14 protein-coding genes are annotated in these 20,632 nt (G+C 39.9%); 13 read left to right on the top strand and 1 reads right to left on the bottom strand.

Going from position 1 to position 20,632, the window contains the following annotated elements:
* The first annotated feature begins 242 nt into the window (after positions 1 to 242).
* Together pyrH and frr are read left to right on the top strand one after the other, a co-directional pair.
* Positions 243 to 956, top strand: coding sequence for a UMP kinase (gene pyrH / locus ACJHV0_RS03155; RefSeq protein ID WP_025235829.1), 714 nt, complete (start codon positions 243 to 245; stop codon positions 954 to 956).
* A gap of 49 nt (positions 957 to 1,005) precedes the next feature.
* Positions 1,006 to 1,563 carry a ribosome recycling factor gene (gene frr / locus ACJHV0_RS03150; protein WP_334254672.1) on the top strand — a complete coding sequence of 186 codons (558 nt, stop codon included), beginning with the start codon at positions 1,006 to 1,008 and terminating at the stop codon, positions 1,561 to 1,563.
* 72 nt (positions 1,564 to 1,635) lie between these two features.
* Here frr and ACJHV0_RS03145 read toward each other — a convergent pair whose 3' ends face one another.
* Entirely contained in the window at positions 1,636 to 2,319 is a 684-nt protein-coding gene (locus ACJHV0_RS03145) for a 2,3-diphosphoglycerate-dependent phosphoglycerate mutase (protein ID WP_283386003.1), read from the bottom strand.
* 164 nt (positions 2,320 to 2,483) lie between these two features.
* Between ACJHV0_RS03145 and ACJHV0_RS03140 the strand changes: the two genes are divergently transcribed.
* The 11 genes from ACJHV0_RS03140 to gyrB all read left to right on the top strand — a co-directional run bounded on the left by ACJHV0_RS03140 (position 2,484) and on the right by gyrB (position 20,503).
* Positions 2,484 to 3,632 (top strand): peptidoglycan DD-metalloendopeptidase family protein, encoded by a 1,149-nt coding sequence (locus ACJHV0_RS03140; protein WP_483133359.1) that lies wholly within the window; start codon positions 2,484 to 2,486, stop codon positions 3,630 to 3,632.
* Positions 3,633 to 4,493: a divergent polysaccharide deacetylase family protein gene (locus ACJHV0_RS03135; RefSeq protein ID WP_483133358.1), complete on the top strand. Its 861-nt coding sequence runs from the start codon at positions 3,633 to 3,635 to the stop codon at positions 4,491 to 4,493.
* A gap of 12 nt (positions 4,494 to 4,505) precedes the next feature.
* A complete protein-coding gene (tamA, locus tag ACJHV0_RS03130; RefSeq protein WP_483133357.1) occupies positions 4,506 to 6,356 on the top strand; it encodes an autotransporter assembly complex protein TamA in 1,851 nt (616 codons plus the stop codon).
* Positions 6,357 to 6,424: 68 nt separating this feature from the next.
* Positions 6,425 to 10,522 (top strand): autotransporter assembly complex protein TamB, encoded by a 4,098-nt coding sequence (gene tamB, locus ACJHV0_RS03125; protein ID WP_483133360.1) that lies wholly within the window; start codon positions 6,425 to 6,427, stop codon positions 10,520 to 10,522.
* Between the two features lie 101 nt (positions 10,523 to 10,623).
* On the top strand, positions 10,624 to 12,390 hold the full coding sequence (cydD, locus tag ACJHV0_RS03120; RefSeq protein WP_483133356.1) for a heme ABC transporter permease/ATP-binding protein CydD: 1,767 nt from the start codon (positions 10,624 to 10,626) through the stop codon (positions 12,388 to 12,390).
* Positions 12,390 to 14,057 carry a heme ABC transporter ATP-binding protein/permease CydC gene (gene cydC, locus ACJHV0_RS03115; RefSeq protein ID WP_483133355.1) on the top strand — a complete coding sequence of 556 codons (1,668 nt, stop codon included), beginning with the start codon at positions 12,390 to 12,392 and terminating at the stop codon, positions 14,055 to 14,057. Before cydD ends, cydC begins: the two co-directional genes overlap by 1 nt.
* A 116-nt stretch (positions 14,058 to 14,173) precedes the next feature.
* Positions 14,174 to 14,803 carry a high frequency lysogenization protein HflD gene (gene hflD / locus ACJHV0_RS03110; protein ID WP_483133354.1) on the top strand — a complete coding sequence of 210 codons (630 nt, stop codon included), beginning with the start codon at positions 14,174 to 14,176 and terminating at the stop codon, positions 14,801 to 14,803.
* A gap of 33 nt (positions 14,804 to 14,836) precedes the next feature.
* The gene (gene purB / locus ACJHV0_RS03105; RefSeq protein WP_483133353.1) at positions 14,837 to 16,204 is read left to right on the top strand and encodes an adenylosuccinate lyase; all 1,368 of its coding nucleotides are present in this window, start codon (positions 14,837 to 14,839) and stop codon (positions 16,202 to 16,204) included.
* Positions 16,205 to 16,270: 66 nt separating this feature from the next.
* Positions 16,271 to 17,032 (top strand): DeoR/GlpR family transcriptional regulator, encoded by a 762-nt coding sequence (locus tag ACJHV0_RS03100; RefSeq protein WP_334236477.1) that lies wholly within the window; start codon positions 16,271 to 16,273, stop codon positions 17,030 to 17,032.
* Positions 17,025 to 17,900: a 4-hydroxybenzoate octaprenyltransferase gene (gene ubiA, locus ACJHV0_RS03095; protein WP_025235843.1), complete on the top strand. Its 876-nt coding sequence runs from the start codon at positions 17,025 to 17,027 to the stop codon at positions 17,898 to 17,900. Before ACJHV0_RS03100 ends, ubiA begins: the two co-directional genes overlap by 8 nt.
* A 170-nt stretch (positions 17,901 to 18,070) precedes the next feature.
* Entirely contained in the window at positions 18,071 to 20,503 is a 2,433-nt protein-coding gene (gene gyrB / locus ACJHV0_RS03090) for a DNA topoisomerase (ATP-hydrolyzing) subunit B (protein ID WP_483133352.1), read from the top strand.
* The last annotated feature ends 129 nt before the right edge of the window (positions 20,504 to 20,632 follow it).

Below are 20,632 nucleotides of genomic sequence, written 5' to 3'. Positions count from 1 at the left end.
ACTGGATAAGATAATAATCAGAAATACCCCAAATAGTATTTCAAAGATAGTGGGAGTCGGAAAAAAGCCCGAGCCAATCAGCATCAAATAACTTGCAAGAACAGCCAGTGAAAGTGCAATAAATAATGCTAAAAATTTGTTTTTTCTCATTGTTGTTAAAATTTTTCGGTTTATCGTTGAAGTGGATTGTTCTATAATAGCGTAATTTTGTGTTTAGTCCATACAGTTAAGAGGCAAATAAAATGAGCAAACCTATTTACAAGCGAATCCTTCTCAAATTAAGTGGTGAAGCCTTACAAGGCAACGAGGGCTTTGGTATCGATCCGTCTATTTTAGATCGTATGGCACTAGAAATTAAAGAGTTGCTTGAAGAAGGCGTTGAAGTTGGCGTTGTACTTGGTGGTGGTAACTTATTCCGTGGAGCAAAATTAGCTAAAGCTGGAATGAACCGTGTGGTGGGCGACCATATGGGGATGCTGGCAACCGTGATGAACGGCTTAGCGATGCGTGATGCTCTACACCGTGCCGAAGTGAATGCAAAATTAATGTCTGCATTCCAATTAAACGGGATTTGTGATACTTACAATTGGTCTGAAGCCATCAAAATGTTACGTGAAAAACGTGTAGTAATCTTCTCAGCCGGTACAGGCAGTCCGTTCTTCACCACCGATTCTGCCGCTTGCTTGCGTGGTATTGAAATTGAAGCTGATGTCGTATTAAAAGCAACAAAAGTAGATGGTGTTTACGATAAAGACCCAGCAAAATTCGCAGATGCTAAACTTTTCAATCAATTAACCTATGCTGAAGTAATCGATCAAGAATTACAAGTAATGGATTTAGCTGCATTTACCCTTGCACGCGATCACGGAATGCCGATTCGTGTATTTAATATGGGTAAACCAGGTGCATTACGCAAAGTGGTATTTGGCACAGAAGAAGGCACAACTATTTCTTAATAACTTTCTCTATTTTTAACTCTGTTTTAAGTAAAAGGATAAACAATCAATGATTAATGAAATCAAAAAAGATACACAAGATCGTATGGAAAAAAGCCTTGAGGCTTTAAAAGGTCATATTGCAAAAATTCGTACCGGTCGTGCTCAACCTTCTTTATTAGACGGTATTCAAGTTGAATACTACGGTTCTGCAACACCTCTACGCCAAGTAGCTAACGTAGTAGCAGAAGATGCTCGCACATTAGCGGTAAACGTATTTGATAAATCATTAATTTCTGCGGTAGAAAAAGCGATTTTAACCTCAGATTTAGGCTTAAACCCATCGTCAGCCGGCACAACGATTCGCGTTCCTCTTCCACCATTAACAGAAGAACGTCGCCGTGATTTAATTAAAATCGTGAAATCTGAAGGCGAGCAAGGCAAAGTTGCTATTCGCAACGTACGCCGTGATGCAAACGATCAAATCAAAGCGTTGTTAAAAGATAAAGAAATCAGCGAAAATGAGCAACATAAAGCTGAAGAAGATATTCAAAAAATCACTGATACTTATATCAAAAAAGTAGATGAAGTATTGGCAGCAAAAGAGAAAGAATTATTAGATTTCTAATTTGCAAAGCATCCTCAAAAAATAACCGCTTGTATCACTACAAGCGGTTATTTTTCATCAAAACTTTACAAATTATAAGTAACGTTTGCTGATCACTTTTAAGTTGTCGTCTAATTCGTACACTAACGGCTGACCGGTTGGGATTTCTAAATCCATAATGTCTGCATCAGAAATGCCTTCGATATGTTTCGCTAACGCACGAAGAGAGTTTCCGTGTGCAGTAACTAATACGGTTTTACCTGAAATTAACGCCGGAGCAATTTGGTCTTCCCAGAATGGTAATACACGCTCAAGGGTAATTTTTAGGTTTTCTGCGTTTGGAATTAAATCTTTCGGTAAGTTTGCATAACGGCGGTCGTTATGAGCAGAATTTGGATCTTGTGGGTCTAAATCCGGTGGAGAGATGTCGTAAGAACGACGCCAGATATGAACTTGCTCATCACCGTATTTTTCCGCAGTTTCTTTTTTATCTAAACCTTGTAATGCACCGTAATGACGTTCGTTTAAACGCCAGTTTTTGATTTGTGGAACCCATAATTGGTTAGATTCTTCTAACACGATGTTACAGGTTTTGATTGCACGGGTTAAAACAGACGTGAACGCGATGTCAAATTCAAAGCCGGCAGCTTTTAATTTTTGACCTGCAGATTTTGCTTCTTCAATGCCGCGTTCTGTTAAATTTACATCACGCCAGCCTGTAAATAAATTTTTAGCATTCCATTCACTAAAACCGTGACGGATAAAGACTAATTTCATAATGACTCCTTGTTTTGAGTTAAATAATGGATTTGAAACTGCGGTATTTATAGCAAAATTCTTGCCGTTTTTAAATAGATAGTTAAATTCTTTCACTAAAAAGCTGATCTTGAGCAAATAACCGATTAGAATATAGGCTTAATGATGTTTTTGTAGATAAAGGTATGCTTGTGAAACAACGAAATTTTTATTATTGGGTTTTAATTTTAGGTGGGGCGTTAAGCTTTTCCGTGCCTTCGTCGTGGGCGAATAACTTAAATCAGATTCAGCAGAAGATTCAGCAGCAAACCTCTAAAATCAACGAGCAGAAACAAAAACGCATAGCATTGCAATCCACTTTAAAAACTCAAGAAATTGAAATGGGAAAAGTGTTGGATAAATTGCAAAAAACCGAAATGTCGTTGGGTGAAATTCGTCAAACCATTAAAGCTACCGAGCTTGAGATCATCCGTCTTGAAAAACAAGAAAAACAACAAAAAGAGAAGTTAAAAGAACAGCTGGATTCTGCCTACCGTTCGGGTGTGAATCCGTCTGTGCTAGAGCGTCTGTTGTCGGAAGATGCAAAAAATGCAGAAAGAATGGCGACTTATTATGAGCATATGAATAATATCCGTATTGATTCAATTGTCGAAATTCGTAAGACCCAAGCAGATTTGAAAACCAGACGGGATGAGTTGAAAGCTCAGCTTAAAGATCATCAATCGCAATTAAACGAACATAAAAAACAAGAAAAAGATTTAAAGAAAGTTCAAATCCAGCGTGAGAGTACCTTGCGTTCTATTGATAAAACGCTTGAGCAAGACCAAAGTCGCTTGGAGAATTTACGCAGTAATGAACAAGCGTTAAAACAACAATTGGATAAAGCTCAAAAAGAGTCTGAACAAGCTCAAAAGCGTGAGCAACAACAGGCAAAATCATCTAAAAGTTCAGATAACGTGAGTAGTGCACCAATTAAAGCAGGCAAATATACGATGCCTGTTTCGGGCAATATCATCACCAAATTTGGCAATAATTGGCACGGTGTGGTAATTGGAGCAGCAGCAGGTACGTCGGTAAAAGCAATGGCAAGCGGCAGAGTAATTATGGCACAATGGCTTGCCGGCTATGGCAATATGGTGGCGATTGATCACGGTAATGGCGATATTTCACTTTATGGCTATAATCAGTCTATTTTGGTAAACAAAGGCAGCCGAGTAACAGGCGGGCAAGTAATTGCCAAAGTCGGGAATACCGGTGGACAGACTCGTCCGGCACTCTATTTTGGTGTAACTCGAAAAGGCACACCTGTCAATCCGTTAAATTTGGTGAAATAGATGCTAAAGCAGATTTACAAGCGGTTAAATTTTACGATTTTTTTGCAAATTGTGCTGGTTTTGCAAATTTTTATGTTTTTTTCACCGCTTACGCAAGCCGCCCAAATTGCCATTGTGATTGATGATGTCGGTTATCGAGTAAAAGAAGATCGGGAAATTTTGTCGCTACCTAAAGAAGTGAGCGTGGCAATTATTCCTGATGCTCCTTATGCGGCAGAAAGAGCGAAAGAGGCTTATGCTCAAAAGCGTGATATTTTAATTCATTTACCAATGCAGCCGAAATCCAAACAATTGATTGAAGCAAATAGCGTTAAAATTGGTGATAGCGAAGAAAAAATTCGGAAACTTATTGAGCATTCACGTAGTCAAGTACCTTATGCGATTGGTTTAAATAACCATATGGGTAGTGGGGCAACCTCAGATCCAGCCACAATGCAACATTTAATGAAGGTGTTGAAAGAGCATTCACTCTTCTTTTTAGATAGTAAAACTATTGGTAGTAGTGTCGCGGCTAACACTGCTCGCCAATTTGGGGTAAATGCACTAGAGAGAGATATTTTTTTAGACGATAGCGATCTGCTTTCTGATGTACAGAAACAATTCTCGCAAGCCGTTCAGTACGCTCGCAAAAACGGCGTAGCCGTTGTCATTGGACACCCTCGTAAGAATACGATTAGCGTACTTAAACAACATTTAGCACAATTACCGAAAGATATTGAATTAATCGGGGTTGGGGCATTGTGGCGAAATGAAAAAGTGGTACCGGAAAAACCGTTCATTATACTATTTGAGCAAGAACCTGCATTAACGTCTGTACCACCTTATGAAAGTGTGCCGCTGTTACGCGGTATTCCAAAATAATAAAGGTTATCAATGAATACAAAACTGCATTTTTTAACATTCTGCTGTTTAATTGCTTTTGCTTCAATGGCTAAAGCAAATCAGGAACAGAACAATCAACAAGATAGAATTACCGATGTTGATCAAGAAAGAATTGGTGAATTGGAAGATACACTCACAGATGATCCAAATGATGAAGAAAAAGTGGAAGCTTTAGTGGATTTAGACGTTAAAGGTATTCACGATAAAGAAGCAAAGAAAAATGTCGATTTGTATTTAAATCAAATTGCCGATGAATATGCGGATGGTTCAGAACGCCATCAATATTTAGTCCAAACAACGGTGGATAAAGCTCTGCGTGCGTTGGGTTATTACAATAGCAAATATCAATTTGTGCAACTGCCTAACAGTGGTAAAAAGCCTTTATTGGTGCTGAATGTTGAGCTGGATAAAGAAACTGTCAAAATTGATGAGACCGATATTGTGCTACAAGGCGAGGCAAAAAATGATGAAGATTTTGTAGCTATCACTAAAAAAGCCCCGAAGCAAGGTTCTCGTTTAAATCATAAAACCTATGAAAACTTTAAGAGCGATATTGAAAGCAATGCATTCAGCAAAGGTTATTTTGACGGGCATTGGCTTTATCACCGTTTAGAAGTTTACCCAACCGATCATAAAGCTGATTGGCGTTTAGGCTATGATAGTGGCATTCGCTATCGCTATGGACAAATTAATTTTGTAGATAGCCAAATTAAAGAGGAATATTTACGCAATATTCTGAAAATTAATTCGGGCGATCATTACTTTGCCAATGATCTTTCCAACTTAACCCAAGATTATTTATCCAGTAACTGGTTTTCATCGGTAATGGTTGAGCCACATCTCAATGAACAAGATAAGACGGTAGATTTAAATGTGCTACTCCAACCGAAAAAGAAAAATGAGCTTGAAATTGGTATCGGTTATGAAACGGAAGTGGGACCTCGCCTACAATTTAACTGGAAAAAACCGTGGCGAAATAAAAGAGGGCATAGTATCGATACTCGAACTTATATTTCCGCCCCTGAGCAGAGATTTGAATTTGGTTACAATATTCCGCTAAAAGAAGATCCGCTTCATTACTACTATCAGATATCGGGTACGGTTGAAAATGAAGATCAGAAGGATACTAAATCAACGGCAGCGACTTTAGGTTTACAGCGTTATTGGACACATACCACTGGTTGGTCGTTCTCTGCAGGGGTAAAAGTCCGTTATGATTCTTTTACGCAAGCCAACGATCGTTTTAAAACTTTGCTCGTATACCCAACTGCCTCATTAAACCGTACTCGTACTGATGGCAAGCCTTATCCATTATGGGGAGATAGCCAAAAACTTACCGTAAATTGGGGAAACAAAATATTTGGCTCAGATGTGAATTTTTATAGCTATAAAGCTTCTACGTCGTTTGTGAGAACTTATGCAGATAATCATCGCTTCTACTTAAGGGCGGAGTTAGGCTATTTGAAAGCAAACCAATTTGAACGTATTCCGCCTGCCTTACGCTTTTTTGCGGGGGGCGATATGAGTGTGCGTGGTTTTGGTTATAAAGATATTTCACCGAGAGATCCGGCAAATGGGAAACGTGTAGGCGGTTCACATTTAGCTACAGGTACGTTCGAATACCAATACCAAGTTTACCCAAACTGGTGGGGAGCGGTGTTTTATGATGTGGGCTTAGCTGCGAATAAATTTGAGACAAAACAGTTGCATCAGGGGACAGGTTTAGGTGTTCGCTGGGCTTCACCTATAGGAGCAATTAAATTTGATGTGGGTATGCCTGTAAAATCGCCTGATAATAAACGCGGTTTCCAAATTTATGTTGGCTTAGGCTCGGATATTTAATACAAGCGGTGCGATTTTACTAAAATTTTACCAATGATGATTTTATTACTCAGTAAGTATTCAAAATGATGAATGAACAACAAATAATAGATAGCCAAGAAATGCAAGCACAACAAGAAATGCCTAAAAAGAAACCTAGCTCAAAATGGCGTTTCTTGAAATGGAGTATTTATATTTTTTTAATTCTGCTCTTGGCTCTTATTTTATTTTTATGCACAGGCTTTGGGCAGCGTAAAACTGTTCAGTGGGTTGATCAATTCGTTGAACCGTTGCAGATCGGAAAAGTTGAAGGTAGCATTCAAGACGGTTTGCAACTTTCTGATACTCAATTTATTACTGATGGCGTTAATGTACAAATAGGTCAAGCAGACTTACACATTGATTTTAATTGCTTAATTAAATATGAAGTTTGTCTAAACAATTTTAACGTGCAGGATACCAAAGTTGTTATTGATACCACTCAACTTCCGCCTTCTCAAGAAAAAGAAGAAAACTCGCCTTTCACTGAGCTAAATTTACCGCTCGGTATTTCAGCGAAAAATATCACCCTAGAGAATATTGATGTCAGCGTTGATGATATGGATATTCATCTTAATCACTTCAATACCTCAATTTCCGGCAAAGGGCGTGAGGTTATTATCAAGCCTACCACCTTAGATGGCTTAAAGTTGCTATTAGCTTTAAAAGTGGAGGAAGCACTAGATACACAAGCGGTCGATTCTGACGCAGAAAATGCAAAAGTTACAGTAACCAGAAACCCGGCTAATGCACAAGAAGCAATGGATCAAGTTGTTCAAGAAGCGGTGGAAAAAACCGGCGAAAAAGTAGTTGAAGAATTCCATCAATTACAAGGTAAAACCACCGCAGAAGCTGAACAACAGCCGCATAATAAAGTGGATTGGGCGGCGATTAAAGCTCAGTTAGAACAACCGATCTTAAATAAAAATATCCGTCTCTCGTTACCGTTAGATTTAACCATTGAACAGATTGATATTGCCAATGTTTCGGTTGCTCAAAAAGCACAAGATGGAAAAGGCAACTTGGTTGAGCCGATTTCACTCATCAATGTCAATTCTTTACAGCTTCAAGCACAAGCGAAAGATCAGCTGGTAACCTTGCAAAGCTTGGATTTTAAGAGCGATCAAGGCGATCTCACCGCAACGGGTACACTTTCACTTAAAGAGAATTATCCATTAAATTGGCAGCTAGAAGGCATTGAGGCAAAAGAGGCTAAAGTGAAATTGCCATTTAGTCATATCAAGGCAATGCTTTCAGGCGAGTTGTATGATAAAACCGTGCTGAATTTACAAACAGATGGAGCTATTAAGGCAGCTTTAGAGGGGCATATTGAGCTTGCAACGCCTAAAACACCTTTTGATCTGATGCTTAAAAGTGAATCAGTGAAGTATCCTTTTGCACCGCAAAAAGGTGATGATACGCTGGTTTTAGAGAATATTGACATTCATCTGAATGGTAATCCACTTGCTTACAATTTGGCAGTAAAAGTGAGTGCCAAAGGTATGGGAATTCCGCCAAGTTCCGCTGATTTAAAAGGTAATGGTGAATTAACGCATTTTATTATCCACGATTTATTGTTAAATGCGTTAGAAGGTAATGCTCAACTTACGGGCTTAATTGATTGGACGGAAGGGATCGAGTGGAATTCTAATCTTAAGCTAAACAATATTAATACTAAAGCTTTAGTACCGGATTGGGCAGCGGTATTATCAGGTTCTCTTTCTACTCAAGGTTATGCAGGGCGTGGTAACATAGGCTCAGATTGGAAGGCAGATGTTTCAAATATTGATATTAAAGGCTCACTACACCAGAAGAATCTACAATTAACAGGGAATTTAAATGCCAATAATCAGCAACTTTTAGATGTGCCGGGTTTATCGCTGGTTTATGGCGAAAACAAAATTGATCTGAAGGGGCTTTTAGGCGAAAAATCAGATTTTTATGCAGATATCAAAGCCCCGAATTTACAAGGTTTAGTGCCAAATTTAAAAGCAAGTGTGAATGGCAATGTGAAATTATCTGGCAAAATTGCCGAGCCAAATGTGGATTTAGATTTAGCTGCTTCCAATGTGAGCTATGAACAATTCAAACTTCAACATTTAACCGCAAAGGGCAAAATTACCACTGAGCAGACCATTCAAGGCGATGTAGAATTAGGGCTACGCCAATTTGCCTATAATGACATTAAAGTAGAAAGTGCTACCTTATTGGCAAAAGGGAATGAAGCAAACCATAGCTTGAAATTAACTTCAAAAGGTAATCCGGTTGGAGGCGATTTGCAAATTTCCGGAAAATTTGACCGCTTGCAACAGATTTGGGAAGGGCAGTTGAGCCAAGTTGCTATTCAATCTACCGAGTTTGGCAGATTCCAAACGGATAAAGCAGTGAATGTGAAATATGACAATAAAGCGATTAATGCTAATGTGTCTGCTCACTGCTGGCAAAACCCGAAAATTCACCTCTGTTTCCCAACGGCATTTAATGCAGGGCAAGAGGGCAAAGTACCTTTCGATATTCGTAATTTTAACTTAGCGGTGTTGCAAGATTATCTTGATAATACCAGCCAAATTTCAGGTATTGTAAACGCCAAAGGTGATGCTGCGTGGTTTAAAAATAAACCGCCACAGGTTAATTTAGATCTCACTTCCAATTCCATTAAATTTGTGCAGAAAATGGAAGGCGGAAAAACTTTTCCGCTTACGGTTTCGCCATTAAAAATTAATCTGAAAATGTCAGATAACAATTTAGCCCTTAAATCGAATTTAAGAGTTGAAAATAACGGCACTCTGACAACTGACATTGTGATGCAAGATTTAACTAATGCGAGAAGCTTATCAGGTAATATCAATATTGACCAATTAACCTTAAAGCTCATTCACCCGCTGCTTGAGCGAGGCGATTTTGTTGATGGCAGAATTAATGCTCGCTTAACGGTAAGTGGTAAAGCAACCTCACCGTTGCTACACGGAAACTTGAATTTAACAGGCTTAAAAGCACGTTCTGTTACGATGCCGTTTGATGTAACAGATGGTAATTTAGCGATGAACTTTCACGGAGCAACCTCTACATTAAACGGGAGGCTACAAACAAAAGAGAGTGAGCTACGCTTGGAAGGCGACGCAGATTGGCGAAATATTAATGCCTGGAGAACCAGAGTTCACGCTCAAGCAAATCGCTTCAGAGTGGATATTCCGAGCTTAGCAAGAGTGGAAATCAGCCCCGATATTCAAGTTGTGGCAACCCCGACACTTTTAACATTAAGTGGTAATATTGATGTACCGTGGGCAAGAATTGAAGTAGAACAATTGCCGGAACAAGCCGTTAGCGTAAGTGGCGATGAAGTGATTATGGACGGCTCTGCAAGAAACAAAGTGCCATTTAATCAACGCACTATTCCAACTCAAACTGCAGGTGGAATGGCAATTAATGCGGATATTAAAATTAACATTGGTAATGATGTTAAGCTCAAGGCATACGGTTTGAATAGTCATTTAAACGGATTACTCTCGGTGCGTCGCGGTAAGCAAGGCTTAGGGCTTTACGGACAAGTTCGCTTAGACGAAGGACGTTTTGCAGCTTATGGACAAGATTTATTGATCCGCAAAGGAAATATCAGTTTTGCCGGCTCACCTTCACAACCATACTTAGATATTGAAGCAGTGAGAAACCCGGATGCAATGGAAGATCCAACCATTACCGCAGGGGTACGGGTAACAGGCTTGGCGGATGCACCAAATGTGAAAGTATTCTCAGATCCGGCAATGTCGCAAAACGAAGTCCTTTCCTATATTTTAACAGGGAGATCACTTGAAAGTAGCGGCGATGCAGGCTCAAGCAATGCAGTAGCGGCTGCCTTGCTCAGTATGAGTTTATCCAAAAGTAGCAAATTAGTCGGTGATGTTGGCAGTGCCTTTGGCTTAAAAGATCTCAGCGTAAGCACCGCCGGCATTGGGGATAATACCAAAGTAGAAGTGAGTGCCAGTCTCTCGCCTCGTTTCCGTGTGAAATATGGTGTCGGTGTATTTGCTCCTTTAACTGAACTGACATTGCGATATAACTTAACCCCAAGACTCTATTTGCAATGGGTTTCGAACGTAAATCAAGCGGTCGATTTAATGTACCGCTTCCAGTTTGATAAACTGTTCTAATTCAAAAGGTTGTTAATCAGAGCATTAACAACCTTTTGGCTTTATAGTAGAATGGCAACTTTATCTATAAGCGGTCGAAAAAATAAAAAAATTTACACATTATGGAAAAACAACGCCAACGTGAATTGCAGAAATGGCTTAAAAGTCAGCAAAAAGTCATTAAAAAATATATGCACTTAAACGTACTGTTAGGGATATTCAGTAGTTTATTTATGATTGGGCAGATGTGGCTATTGGCAACAATGCTACAAAAAATGATTGTAGAAAAACAGTCTCCCAACATTTTTATAAGCGAAATTGTTTTATTATTCGGCTGTTTTGCTGGCAGAGCATTATTGATTTTTCTGCGTGAGCGTGTGGGGTTTAAAGCCGGGCAGACATTACGTTTGCATCTTCGCAAGCAAATTTTAGCGAAGATGGAAGCGGTTGGACCAATGAGCCTACAACAAAAACCGGCAGGTAGTTGGGCTACCTTAATGTTGGAACAAGTAGAAAATTTGCACAATTTCTATGCTCGTTATTTACCACAGCAATTTTTATCGTTAATTATACCGCTTGTGATCCTCTGTTTTGTCTTCCCAATCAACTGGGCGGCTGGTGTAATTCTGTTTGCCACTATGCCGTTATTACCGCTATTTATGATTTTGGCAGGTATGAAAGCCGTTGAGGCAAATCAACGCAACATCGGCATTCTTTCTCGTATAAGTGGTCAATTTTTAGATAAATTGAAAGGCTTGGAAACCATTCGTTTATTTGGGCAAGCGGAAAAACAAACTGAGCAAATTTACCAAAGTACTGAAGATTTTCGCACCAGCACGATGGACGTGTTAAAAATGGCATTTTTATCCTCTGCAGTGTTGGAGTTTTTTACCTCTGTATCCATTGCGGTAATGGCGGTTTATTTCGGCTTTATCTTTTTAGGTGAGCTGGATTTCGGCTATTACGGCACAGGCGTTAGCTTATTCATTGGCTTTTTCTGCTTAATGTTAGCCCCTGAATTTTATCAACCTATGCGTGAATTGGGTGTGTTCTATCACGATAAAGCAGCAGCAATCGGTGCGGCAGATAGCATTGAAACCTTCCTAAAAGAGGAGGTAAAAACGCAATCGAATAATGTGCAAAAATCAATAGAAAATCGACCGCTTGTGATTGAAGCTCAAGAATGTGTAATTCTCTCACCTCAAGGCAAAGCCTTAACACAGCCACTGAATTTCAAAATAAATCCACATCAACATATTGCGTTAGTCGGACAAAGTGGGGCAGGTAAGAGTTCGTTGATGAATATGTTGCTTGGTTTCTTGCCTTATGAAGGATCGGTTAAAATTAATGGTGCGGAATTGAGTGAACTGAATTTAACCGAATGGCGGTCGAAATTAGCGTGGGTAGGGCAGAATCCACAATTAATGCGAGGCAGCTTAAAAGAGAATATTTTATTGGGTAACGCAGCGGCTACAGAAGCCGAAATCGCCAGAGCTCTACGTTTATCAAAAGCGGACGAGTTTGTATCCCGTTTAGGGTTGGAACATCAAGTGCAAGATAGTAATATCGGTATTTCAGGTGGGCAAGCCCAACGTATTGCGATTGCCAGAGCCTTGTTACGCCCATATGAATTATTGCTACTTGATGAACCAACGGCAAGCTTAGATATGGACTCCGAGCAGCAAGTGTTGGAAGCATTACACCATTTAAGCCGAGAGCAAACGACCTTGATGATTACCCACCGAGTAGAAGATTTAACCCAATGCGATGAAATTTGGGTAATGAAACAAGGGCAGATTATCCAGAAAGGTAGCTTTAGTGAATTAGAACATACAGGCTTTTTTGCCGAATTATTGCGTAATGAATTAGTTCATCAGGGAGAAATCTAATGAAATCATTATTCCCATTCTTTTCTCTCTATCAAACCCATTTTGGGCGTTTGTTATTAGGTATTGTACTGGCAATTTTAGGTTTAGCGGCAAGTATTGGTTTATTAAGTCTATCAGGTTGGTTTTTAGCGGCTTCTTTTTTAGCGGCTAATGCGATTATTTTTAATTTCTTTTACCCTGCCGGTGGGGTAAGAGGTTTAGCTATTTTCCGTACGGCTTCACGCTATTTTGAAAAGCTGGTTACGCACGATGCAACCTTCCGTGTGTTGGCAAAATTACGTGTGAGTGTATTTAAAAAGCTGATTCCAATGAGCCCAAGCGGTTTAAACCGTTTCAGAAATAGCGAATTGTTGAACCGATTGGTTGCAGATGTAGATACGCTTGATACGCTTTATCTCAACCTTGTCTCACCCTTTGTGAGTGCGGTAATGATTATCCTGTTTATGGCAATTGGCTTGTCATTTGTTTCCGTACCATTAATGCTGATTATTTGTGGCACGCTACTGGCTTTGCTCATTGTTATTCCAACAGTGTTTTATCACTTAGGGTTGAAATTAGGACGAGATGCTATCCAAAATCGAGCTAACTACCGTAGCCAATTTATTGAATGGGTGCAGTTGAATGCAGAATTTTTATTATTCGGCAATTTAAACCAAGCCGGTGAAAAATTGCAACAAACCGAACGCCAATGGCTCAATGCACAAAGCAAGGAGAGCCGACTTTCGGGGTTATCGAATAGCTTGTTAATGCTTTCAAACGGTATTTTGACTTGTGTTGTGATCTACTTGGCTTCTACTGCAATTAATGTGCCAACAGCGAAATACCCTGAAGCCTTAATTGCATTGGTGGTTTTCTGTGTAATGGCATCAGCTGAAATTCTTACCCCAATCGGCATCGCATTTTTACATTTAGGGCAAGTGATTACTGCCGCAGAACGCATTAATGAAATTACTGAGCAGCAACCAAGTGTTCAATTTAATGGCACGGCACAATGGCAAAATTTAGTGAAAAATCAACCGCTTGTACGCTTTGAAAATGTTAATTTTGCGTATTTGAATGGCGAGCAGCAAGTATTAAATAATCTCTCTTTTGAAGTGCTAAAAGGGCAAAAAGTTGCGATTTTAGGTAAAACAGGAAGCGGAAAATCTACTATTTTTCAATTATTAAACCGCAATTATGACCCAACAAGCGGTCAAATTTGGCTCAATAATTGCAAAATTGAAGATTTCTCGGAAAATATTTTGCGTTCAAAATTAGTTACCTTAAGCCAGCGTGTGCATATTTTCAGCCAAACGTTGCGTGATAATTTATTAATGGGAAACGTAACAGCCACCGATGAGCAAATGATTGACGTCGTGCAAAAAGTCGGCTTAGGCTACTTACTTGAAACTGAAGGGTTAAAACTTTGGCTCGGCGAAGGAGGCAGACCGCTTTCAGGGGGAGAACAACGTCGCTTAGGGCTTGCTCGTTTATTACTAAGTTCAGCTGAGTTAGTTCTACTAGATGAACCAACCGAAGGGCTAGATCGTGAAACCGAACAGCAGATCTTAAATCTCATTCTAACTCACTGTGCAGAAAGAACATTACTGATGATTACCCACAGACAAAGTGGATTGGATAAATTTGATGTGATTTATCGAATGGATAATGGAAAGTTGTTGAATTAAGTTAAGGTCAAAAGCATTTATCTTTTTCTTTCGATAAATGCCTTTTACCATTCAAAAGAAAGCTAAAAAATGCTATATTCACCACTAATTTTTAAATAGAGACTGACTTTATAAAAATGGCAGATTATCACGATATTACTATTGCGTATGCAGGCGTATGCCAAGCGGCGCATTTAGTGCAGCAATTTGCACATAAAGGCACGGCAGATAGAGATGCGTTTAGGCAATCTATGCGTAGCTTATTAGTTACTCAGCCTGAAACTACGCTAAGTGTATTTGGCGATGACCTTTCTCATCTCAAAATGGGGTTGGAAACGGCATTATCTCAAACAGGTGGCGGCAATGGTAAGCTAGATACTGAAGTCGGGCGTTATTGGATAAGCCTGATTGCTCTTAGCCAAAAATTAGATAAAAAACCTGAAGCCAAACAACAACTAGCCCAGCGTTTACAACAAATTGAACGCCAATTGCCGTTATATGAAGATGATGTTTTAGCCGAACAGATGATTGCTAATTTAGCCGCAATTTACAGTGATATTATCAGCCCGTTAGGCACGAAAATTCACGTGATGGGAATGCAAGATTACTTGGTTCGCCCTGATATTCAACACAAAATTCGAGCCTCCTTGCTTGCCGGTATTCGTGCTGCGATTTTATGGCAACAGGTGGGGGGGAGTCGCTGGCAATTTTTATTTTCACGCAAGAAGATTTTTAACCAAGCTCAACAGCTTTATCGTCAAATTTAACCGAACATTTATTATTTTGGAGAACACTAAACAATGGAACTTACTGCTTTAACCGCGTTATCCCCAATTGATGGGCGTTATCAAGACAAAGTGTCTAGCCTTCGCCCAATTTTCAGTGAATTTGGTTTATTAAAATTCCGTGTAGAGGTTGAGGTTCGCTGGTTACAGAAATTGGCATCTCACGCACAAATCAAGGAAGTTCCTGCTTTTTCAGAAAAAGCAAACGATTACTTAAACCAGATTGTGGCAAATTTTTCGTTAGAAGATGCAAATCGAATCAAAACTATCGAACGCACAACTAACCACGATGTAAAAGCGGTGGAGTATTTCCTAAAAGAAAAATGTGAAGCCTTACCTGAGTTACAAGCGGTAAATGAATTTATTCATTTTGCTTGCACTTCGGAAGATATCAATAATACTTCACACGCTTTAATGCTTAAAACGGCTCGTGAAGAGGTGTTATTGCCGGAATGGAAAAAATTAATTGATGCCATCGTTGATTTAGCCAAGCGTTATCAACATATTCCGTTGCTTTCCCGCACGCACGGTCAGCCGGCAAGCCCAACGACTATTGGTAAAGAGATGGCAAACGTGGCTTATCGTTTACAACGTCAATATAAACAATTAGAAAATTTAGAAATCTTAGGCAAAATCAACGGTGCGGTAGGTAACTACAATGCTCATTTATCGGCTTATCCTGAAATTGATTGGCACACTTTCAGCCAAGAATTTGTGGAATCTTTAGGTGTTACTTGGAACCCGTACACTACGCAAATTGAACCGCACGACTATATCGCTGAATTCTTTGATTGTGTGGCACGTTTTAACACTATCATTATTGATTTCGACCGTGATATGTGGGGGTACATTGCGTTAAATCACTTCAAACAACGTACAGTTGCAGGTGAAATTGGCTCAAGCACAATGCCGCACAAAGTGAATCCGATTGACTTTGAGAACTCAGAAGGTAATTTAGGTTTAGCGAATGCGGTAATGGCACATTTAGGACAAAAACTCCCAATCTCTCGCTGGCAGCGTGATTTAACCGATTCAACGGTACTGCGTAATTTAGGTGTAGGTTTAGGCTATGCGTTAATTGCTTACGCTTCAACTTTAAAAGGCATCAGCAAATTAGAAGTAAACGAGCAGCACTTGCGTGATGAACTCAACCAAAACTGGGAAGTGCTAGCTGAGCCAATTCAAACGGTAATGCGTCGTTATGGCATTGAAAAACCGTACGAGAAGCTGAAAGAATTAACGCGTGGTAAACGTGTTGATGAAACGGCAATGCGTGAGTTCATTGAGAAGTTGGACATTCCTGAAAATGAGAAAGCCCGCTTAAAAGAGATGACACCGGCAACCTATATCGGCTATGCTGTCGAGCTCGTTGATAAATTGTAAAATTTAACGCAAAAAAGACCGCTTGCAAGCGGTCTTTTTCTGATCGTTTTTTGCAAAGGAAATAATATGAAGCAGGCAAATAGACATAAAAGAATTATTGAGCTCGTTAATCAGCTGGGGTATGTCAGCACGGAAGAGCTAGTGGTTCAAATGAATGTAAGTCCACAAACAATTCGTCGTGATTTAAATGAGATGGCAGAAAATAATCTCATTCGCCGCCATCACGGTGGAGCAGCTGCCCCCTCTAACACCGAAAACAGTGATTATACGCACCGTAAGCAATTTTTCTCTCAAGAGAAGAATGCGATTGCTCAACAAGTGGCAAAGCTTATTCCGAACGGGGCATCTGTATTTTTAGATATTGGTACAACATCAGAAGCTGTTGCATTGGCACTACTTTCACATAAAAATTTAAAAGTAGTAACGAATAATCTGAATGCAGCACATATTTTAATGAAAAATCCGGATTGCCAAATTACCGTTGCAGGGGGGAATTTACGAAGCGATGGTGGATTAATTGGCGAAGAAACGGTACGTTTTATCAATCAATTCCGTTTAGATTTCGGTATTTTAGGTATTAGTGCGGTAGATTTAGACGGCTCAATGCTGGATTATGATTATCACGAAGTACAGGTAAAAAGAGCATTAATGGAATGCTCCAGACAGGTTCTATTGGTTACTGACCACTCAAAATTCAGCCGTAATGCGATGGTTCGTTTGGGGAATGTGAAAGAAGTAAATTATTTGTTTACAGATACTGATTTGCCGTTAGAATTACAAAATCATTTAAGTCAATCAGACGTTATCGTTAAAATTTGTAATGAATAAAGGCAGTTTTTTCTCTAAACAAAAATGGATTGCATATGCTCAATTAATGCGGTTCGATAAGCCTATCGGCACACTATTATTGCTTCACCCAACGTTATGGGCGTTATTTGTGGCATCTGACGGAATGCCGCCACTTTCTATTTTGCTGATTTTTACACTTGGTGTAATAGTAATGCGTGCGGCAGGTTGTGTGATTAATGATTATGCAGATAGAGAGATTGACGGACACGTCAAACGTACTTCGCAACGCCCGCTCGCTACAGGGCGAGTTTCGACGACTGAGGCGAAAATCATTTTTGCGATTTTGTTACTAATGGCATTTGGGCTGGATTTGTTGCTCAACCGTTACGCCTTTTTGCTTTCGTTTGTTGCAGTGTTTTTGGCGGTGGTTTATCCCTTTATGAAACGCTTTACTCATTTGCCGCAAGTGGTTTTGGGAATGGCGTTTGGTTGGGCTATCCCGATGGCATTTGGGGCGGTAAGTGAAGCTCTTCCATTAGAATGTTGGTTGTTGTTTTTCGCCAATCTCGCTTGGACGGTTGCTTATGATACCCAATATGCAATGGTGGATCGTGATGATGACTTGCGAATTGGGGTGAAATCCACCGCCATTTTATTTGCCCAATACGATAATAAAATTATTGCACTCTTACAGTTTATTACTTTGATATTATTGACTTTAGTCGGCATTGTACAAGAGTATAATATTGGTTATTTCATCGTATTAGCATTAAGTGCAACACTGTTTATCTATCAATGCTGGCTCACTAAAAAACGAGAACGCAGCGAATGTTTTAAAGCATTCTTGAATAACCATTATTTCGGTTTAGGCGTGTTTGCTGCGATTTTGGTGGGGATTTATTTTTAATCTCTCTAATCGGACGAATAATCATCGCCTCACATCATCACAAGCGGTTAAATTTCTTTAGGAATTTGCAAATTCCAGATAAAATTTAACCGCTTGTTTTACGATACTTTCTCGCATTTTTCTGCTATAATCAGCACAATTTTTTCGATTTTAAATTAGTAGGAATAACAATGTCTGAACAAACTCAACCAACCAGTTATGATTCTTCCAGTATTAAGGTGTTACGAGGCTTAGATGCCGTGCGTAAACGCCCGGGAATGTATATCGGCGACACCGATGACGGCACGGGCTTACACCATATGGTATTTGAGGTTGTGGATAATGCCATTGATGAAGCGTTAGCCGGACATTGTAAAGACATTATTGTTACCATTCACTCCGATAATTCGGTTTCTGTACAAGATGATGGTCGTGGTATTCCTGTTGGTATTCACCCTGAAGAGGGAGTGTCTGCGGCAGAAGTGATTATGACCGTCCTTCACGCCGGCGGTAAATTTGACGATAACTCCTATAAAGTATCGGGTGGTTTGCACGGTGTGGGGGTGTCGGTTGTAAATGCACTTTCTTCTAAATTACAGCTGACGATTCGCCGTGAAGGACACGTTCACGAGCAGTTTTATAGCTTAGGTGAACCGGATGCACCATTAACGGTTATCGGTAATACCGAAAAAACCGGGACGAGTGTTCGTTTCTGGCCAAGTTTAGAGATATTCAAAAACAAAACTGAATTTGAATATAAAATCTTATCTAAACGCTTGCGTGAATTATCGTTTTTAAACTCAGGTGTTTCCATCAAACTGATTGATGAGCGTGATGGCAAGGAAGAGCATTTCAAATATGAAGGCGGTATTAAAGCCTATGTGGAATATTTAAACGAAGGCAAAACCCATATTCATAACACGCCATTCTATCTCTCAACAGAAAAAGACGGCATTGGGGTGGAAATTTCACTGCAATGGAACGATAGCTACAACGAAAATGTGTACTGTTTTACCAACAACATTCCACAGCGTGATGGAGGCACACACTTAGCCGGTTTCCGTGGTGCATTAACCCGTGCGTTGAAAAACTATATGGATAACAGCGGCGTGTTGAAAAAAGCCGATGCCAATATTGATGCCTCAGGTGATGATGCCCGTGAAGGCTTGGTGGCGGTGATTTCGGTGAAAGTGCCGGATCCAAAATTCTCATCACAAACTAAAGATAAATTAGTGTCTTCAGAAGTGGGTGGGGCGGTGGAAAGCTCAATGAACGAGGCGTTAGCGGATTATTTAGCAGAAAATCCGGACGATGCGAAAAATATCGTGACCAAAATTATTGATGCGGCTCGTGCTAGAGAGGCGGCTCGTAAAGCCCGTGAAATGACTCGCCGTAAAGGGGCGTTAGATTTAGGCGGCTTACCGGGCAAATTAGCGGATTGTCAAGAAAAAGACCCTGCATTATCTGAGCTTTACTTGGTAGAGGGTGACTCTGCGGGTGGCTCAGCAAAACAAGGGCGTGACCGTAAAAACCAAGCGATTTTGCCGTTAAAAGGTAAAATCTTAAACGTAGAAAAAGCCCGTTTTGACAAGATGCTTTCTTCACAAGAAGTTGCTACCTTGATCACCGCATTAGGCACAGGTATTGGGCGTGATGACTATAATCTTGAAAAATTACGTTATCACAAAATTATTATTATGACCGATGCTGACGTGGATGGTGCGCATATTCGCACGCTTTTATTGACCTTCTTCTATCGTCAAATGCCAGAGTTGATCGAAAACGGCTACATCTATATTGCTCAGCCACCGCTTTACAAAGTGAAGAAAGGCAAACAAGAGCGTTATATTCAAGACAACGATGAAATGTCGCAATATGAAATTGACATCGCTCTTGAAGGTGCGGGCTTATATGTGAGCAATGATGCCCCAGCATTAAGTGGTGTAGCGTTGGAAAACTTGATTTCTCAGTACAACAACGTGCAGAAATTGATTGAACGTTTAAGCCGCCGTTACCCAACATTATTACTTAACGAATTAATTTACTCAAAACCGCTTTCAGTAGAATTTGCAAAAAATGAAGCAAATATGGCCGCTTGGAGCGAGCAATTTGTAGCGAAATTAATGGAAAAAGAGGTAGGTGGCAGTTTCTATCGTACAAGCACAGTCTTTAATGAAGAACGCCAAATTTACGAGGCAGAAATTGTAGTGACTACTCACGGTATGGACACAACCTACCGCTTAGATTTCAACTTTATCAGCAGCAATGAATACGCTCGTATTGTCGCCTTAGGCAACGAATTGAATGATTTACTCTCAGATTCCGCTTATGTAGTGCGTGGCGAACGCCGTCAAGAAATCAGCAGCTTTGCTGAGGCCTTGGATTGGTTAGTGAAAGAGTCTCGCAAAGGTTTAACCATTCAACGTTATAAAGGATTAGGTGAGATGAACCCTGAGCAATTATGGGAAACTACAATGGATCCTGTAGCGCGTAAAATGTTGCAAGTGAATATTACGGATGCCATTGCTGCCGATAAATTGTTCAGCACGCTAATGGGTGATGAAGTCGAACCTCGCCGAGATTTCATTGAAAGTAATGCGTTGTATGCACACTTAGATATTTAATTGGTGAAAATAAAAAATCCTCTATTGCAAAATAGAGGATTTTTTTAACCCCTTGTAATGAATTAAGCATTCGCTAAAATCACGGCCCGTCTCGGTGCCCGGGAGTCCTCAATGGTTTTGGTGTGATCA

Source organism: Mannheimia sp. (genome assembly GCF_056854775.1).
Note: the sequence above shows the minus strand (reverse complement) of the source record. Positions and strands in the feature narration are given on the sequence as shown.

Bases quoted from the DNA above. Each gene is read 5' to 3' on its own strand.
- cydC (WP_483133355.1), top strand. From the start codon at position 12,390: ATGAAATCATTATTCCCATTCTTTTCTCTCTATCAAACCCATTTTGGG.
- ubiA (WP_025235843.1), top strand. From the start codon at position 17,025: ATGAATAAAGGCAGTTTTTTCTCTAAACAAAAATGGATTGCATATGCT.
- purB (WP_483133353.1), top strand. From the start codon at position 14,837: ATGGAACTTACTGCTTTAACCGCGTTATCCCCAATTGATGGGCGTTAT.
- ACJHV0_RS03140 (WP_483133359.1), top strand. From the start codon at position 2,484: ATGCTTGTGAAACAACGAAATTTTTATTATTGGGTTTTAATTTTAGGT.
- tamB (WP_483133360.1), top strand. From the start codon at position 6,425: ATGAATGAACAACAAATAATAGATAGCCAAGAAATGCAAGCACAACAA.
- hflD (WP_483133354.1), top strand. From the start codon at position 14,174: ATGGCAGATTATCACGATATTACTATTGCGTATGCAGGCGTATGCCAA.
- cydD (WP_483133356.1), top strand. From the start codon at position 10,624: ATGGAAAAACAACGCCAACGTGAATTGCAGAAATGGCTTAAAAGTCAG.
- pyrH (WP_025235829.1), top strand. From the start codon at position 243: ATGAGCAAACCTATTTACAAGCGAATCCTTCTCAAATTAAGTGGTGAA.
- ACJHV0_RS03100 (WP_334236477.1), top strand. From the start codon at position 16,271: ATGAAGCAGGCAAATAGACATAAAAGAATTATTGAGCTCGTTAATCAG.
- ACJHV0_RS03145 (WP_283386003.1), bottom strand. From the start codon at position 2,319: ATGAAATTAGTCTTTATCCGTCACGGTTTTAGTGAATGGAATGCTAAA.
- gyrB (WP_483133352.1), top strand. From the start codon at position 18,071: ATGTCTGAACAAACTCAACCAACCAGTTATGATTCTTCCAGTATTAAG.
- ACJHV0_RS03135 (WP_483133358.1), top strand. From the start codon at position 3,633: ATGCTAAAGCAGATTTACAAGCGGTTAAATTTTACGATTTTTTTGCAA.
- frr (WP_334254672.1), top strand. From the start codon at position 1,006: ATGATTAATGAAATCAAAAAAGATACACAAGATCGTATGGAAAAAAGC.
- tamA (WP_483133357.1), top strand. From the start codon at position 4,506: ATGAATACAAAACTGCATTTTTTAACATTCTGCTGTTTAATTGCTTTT.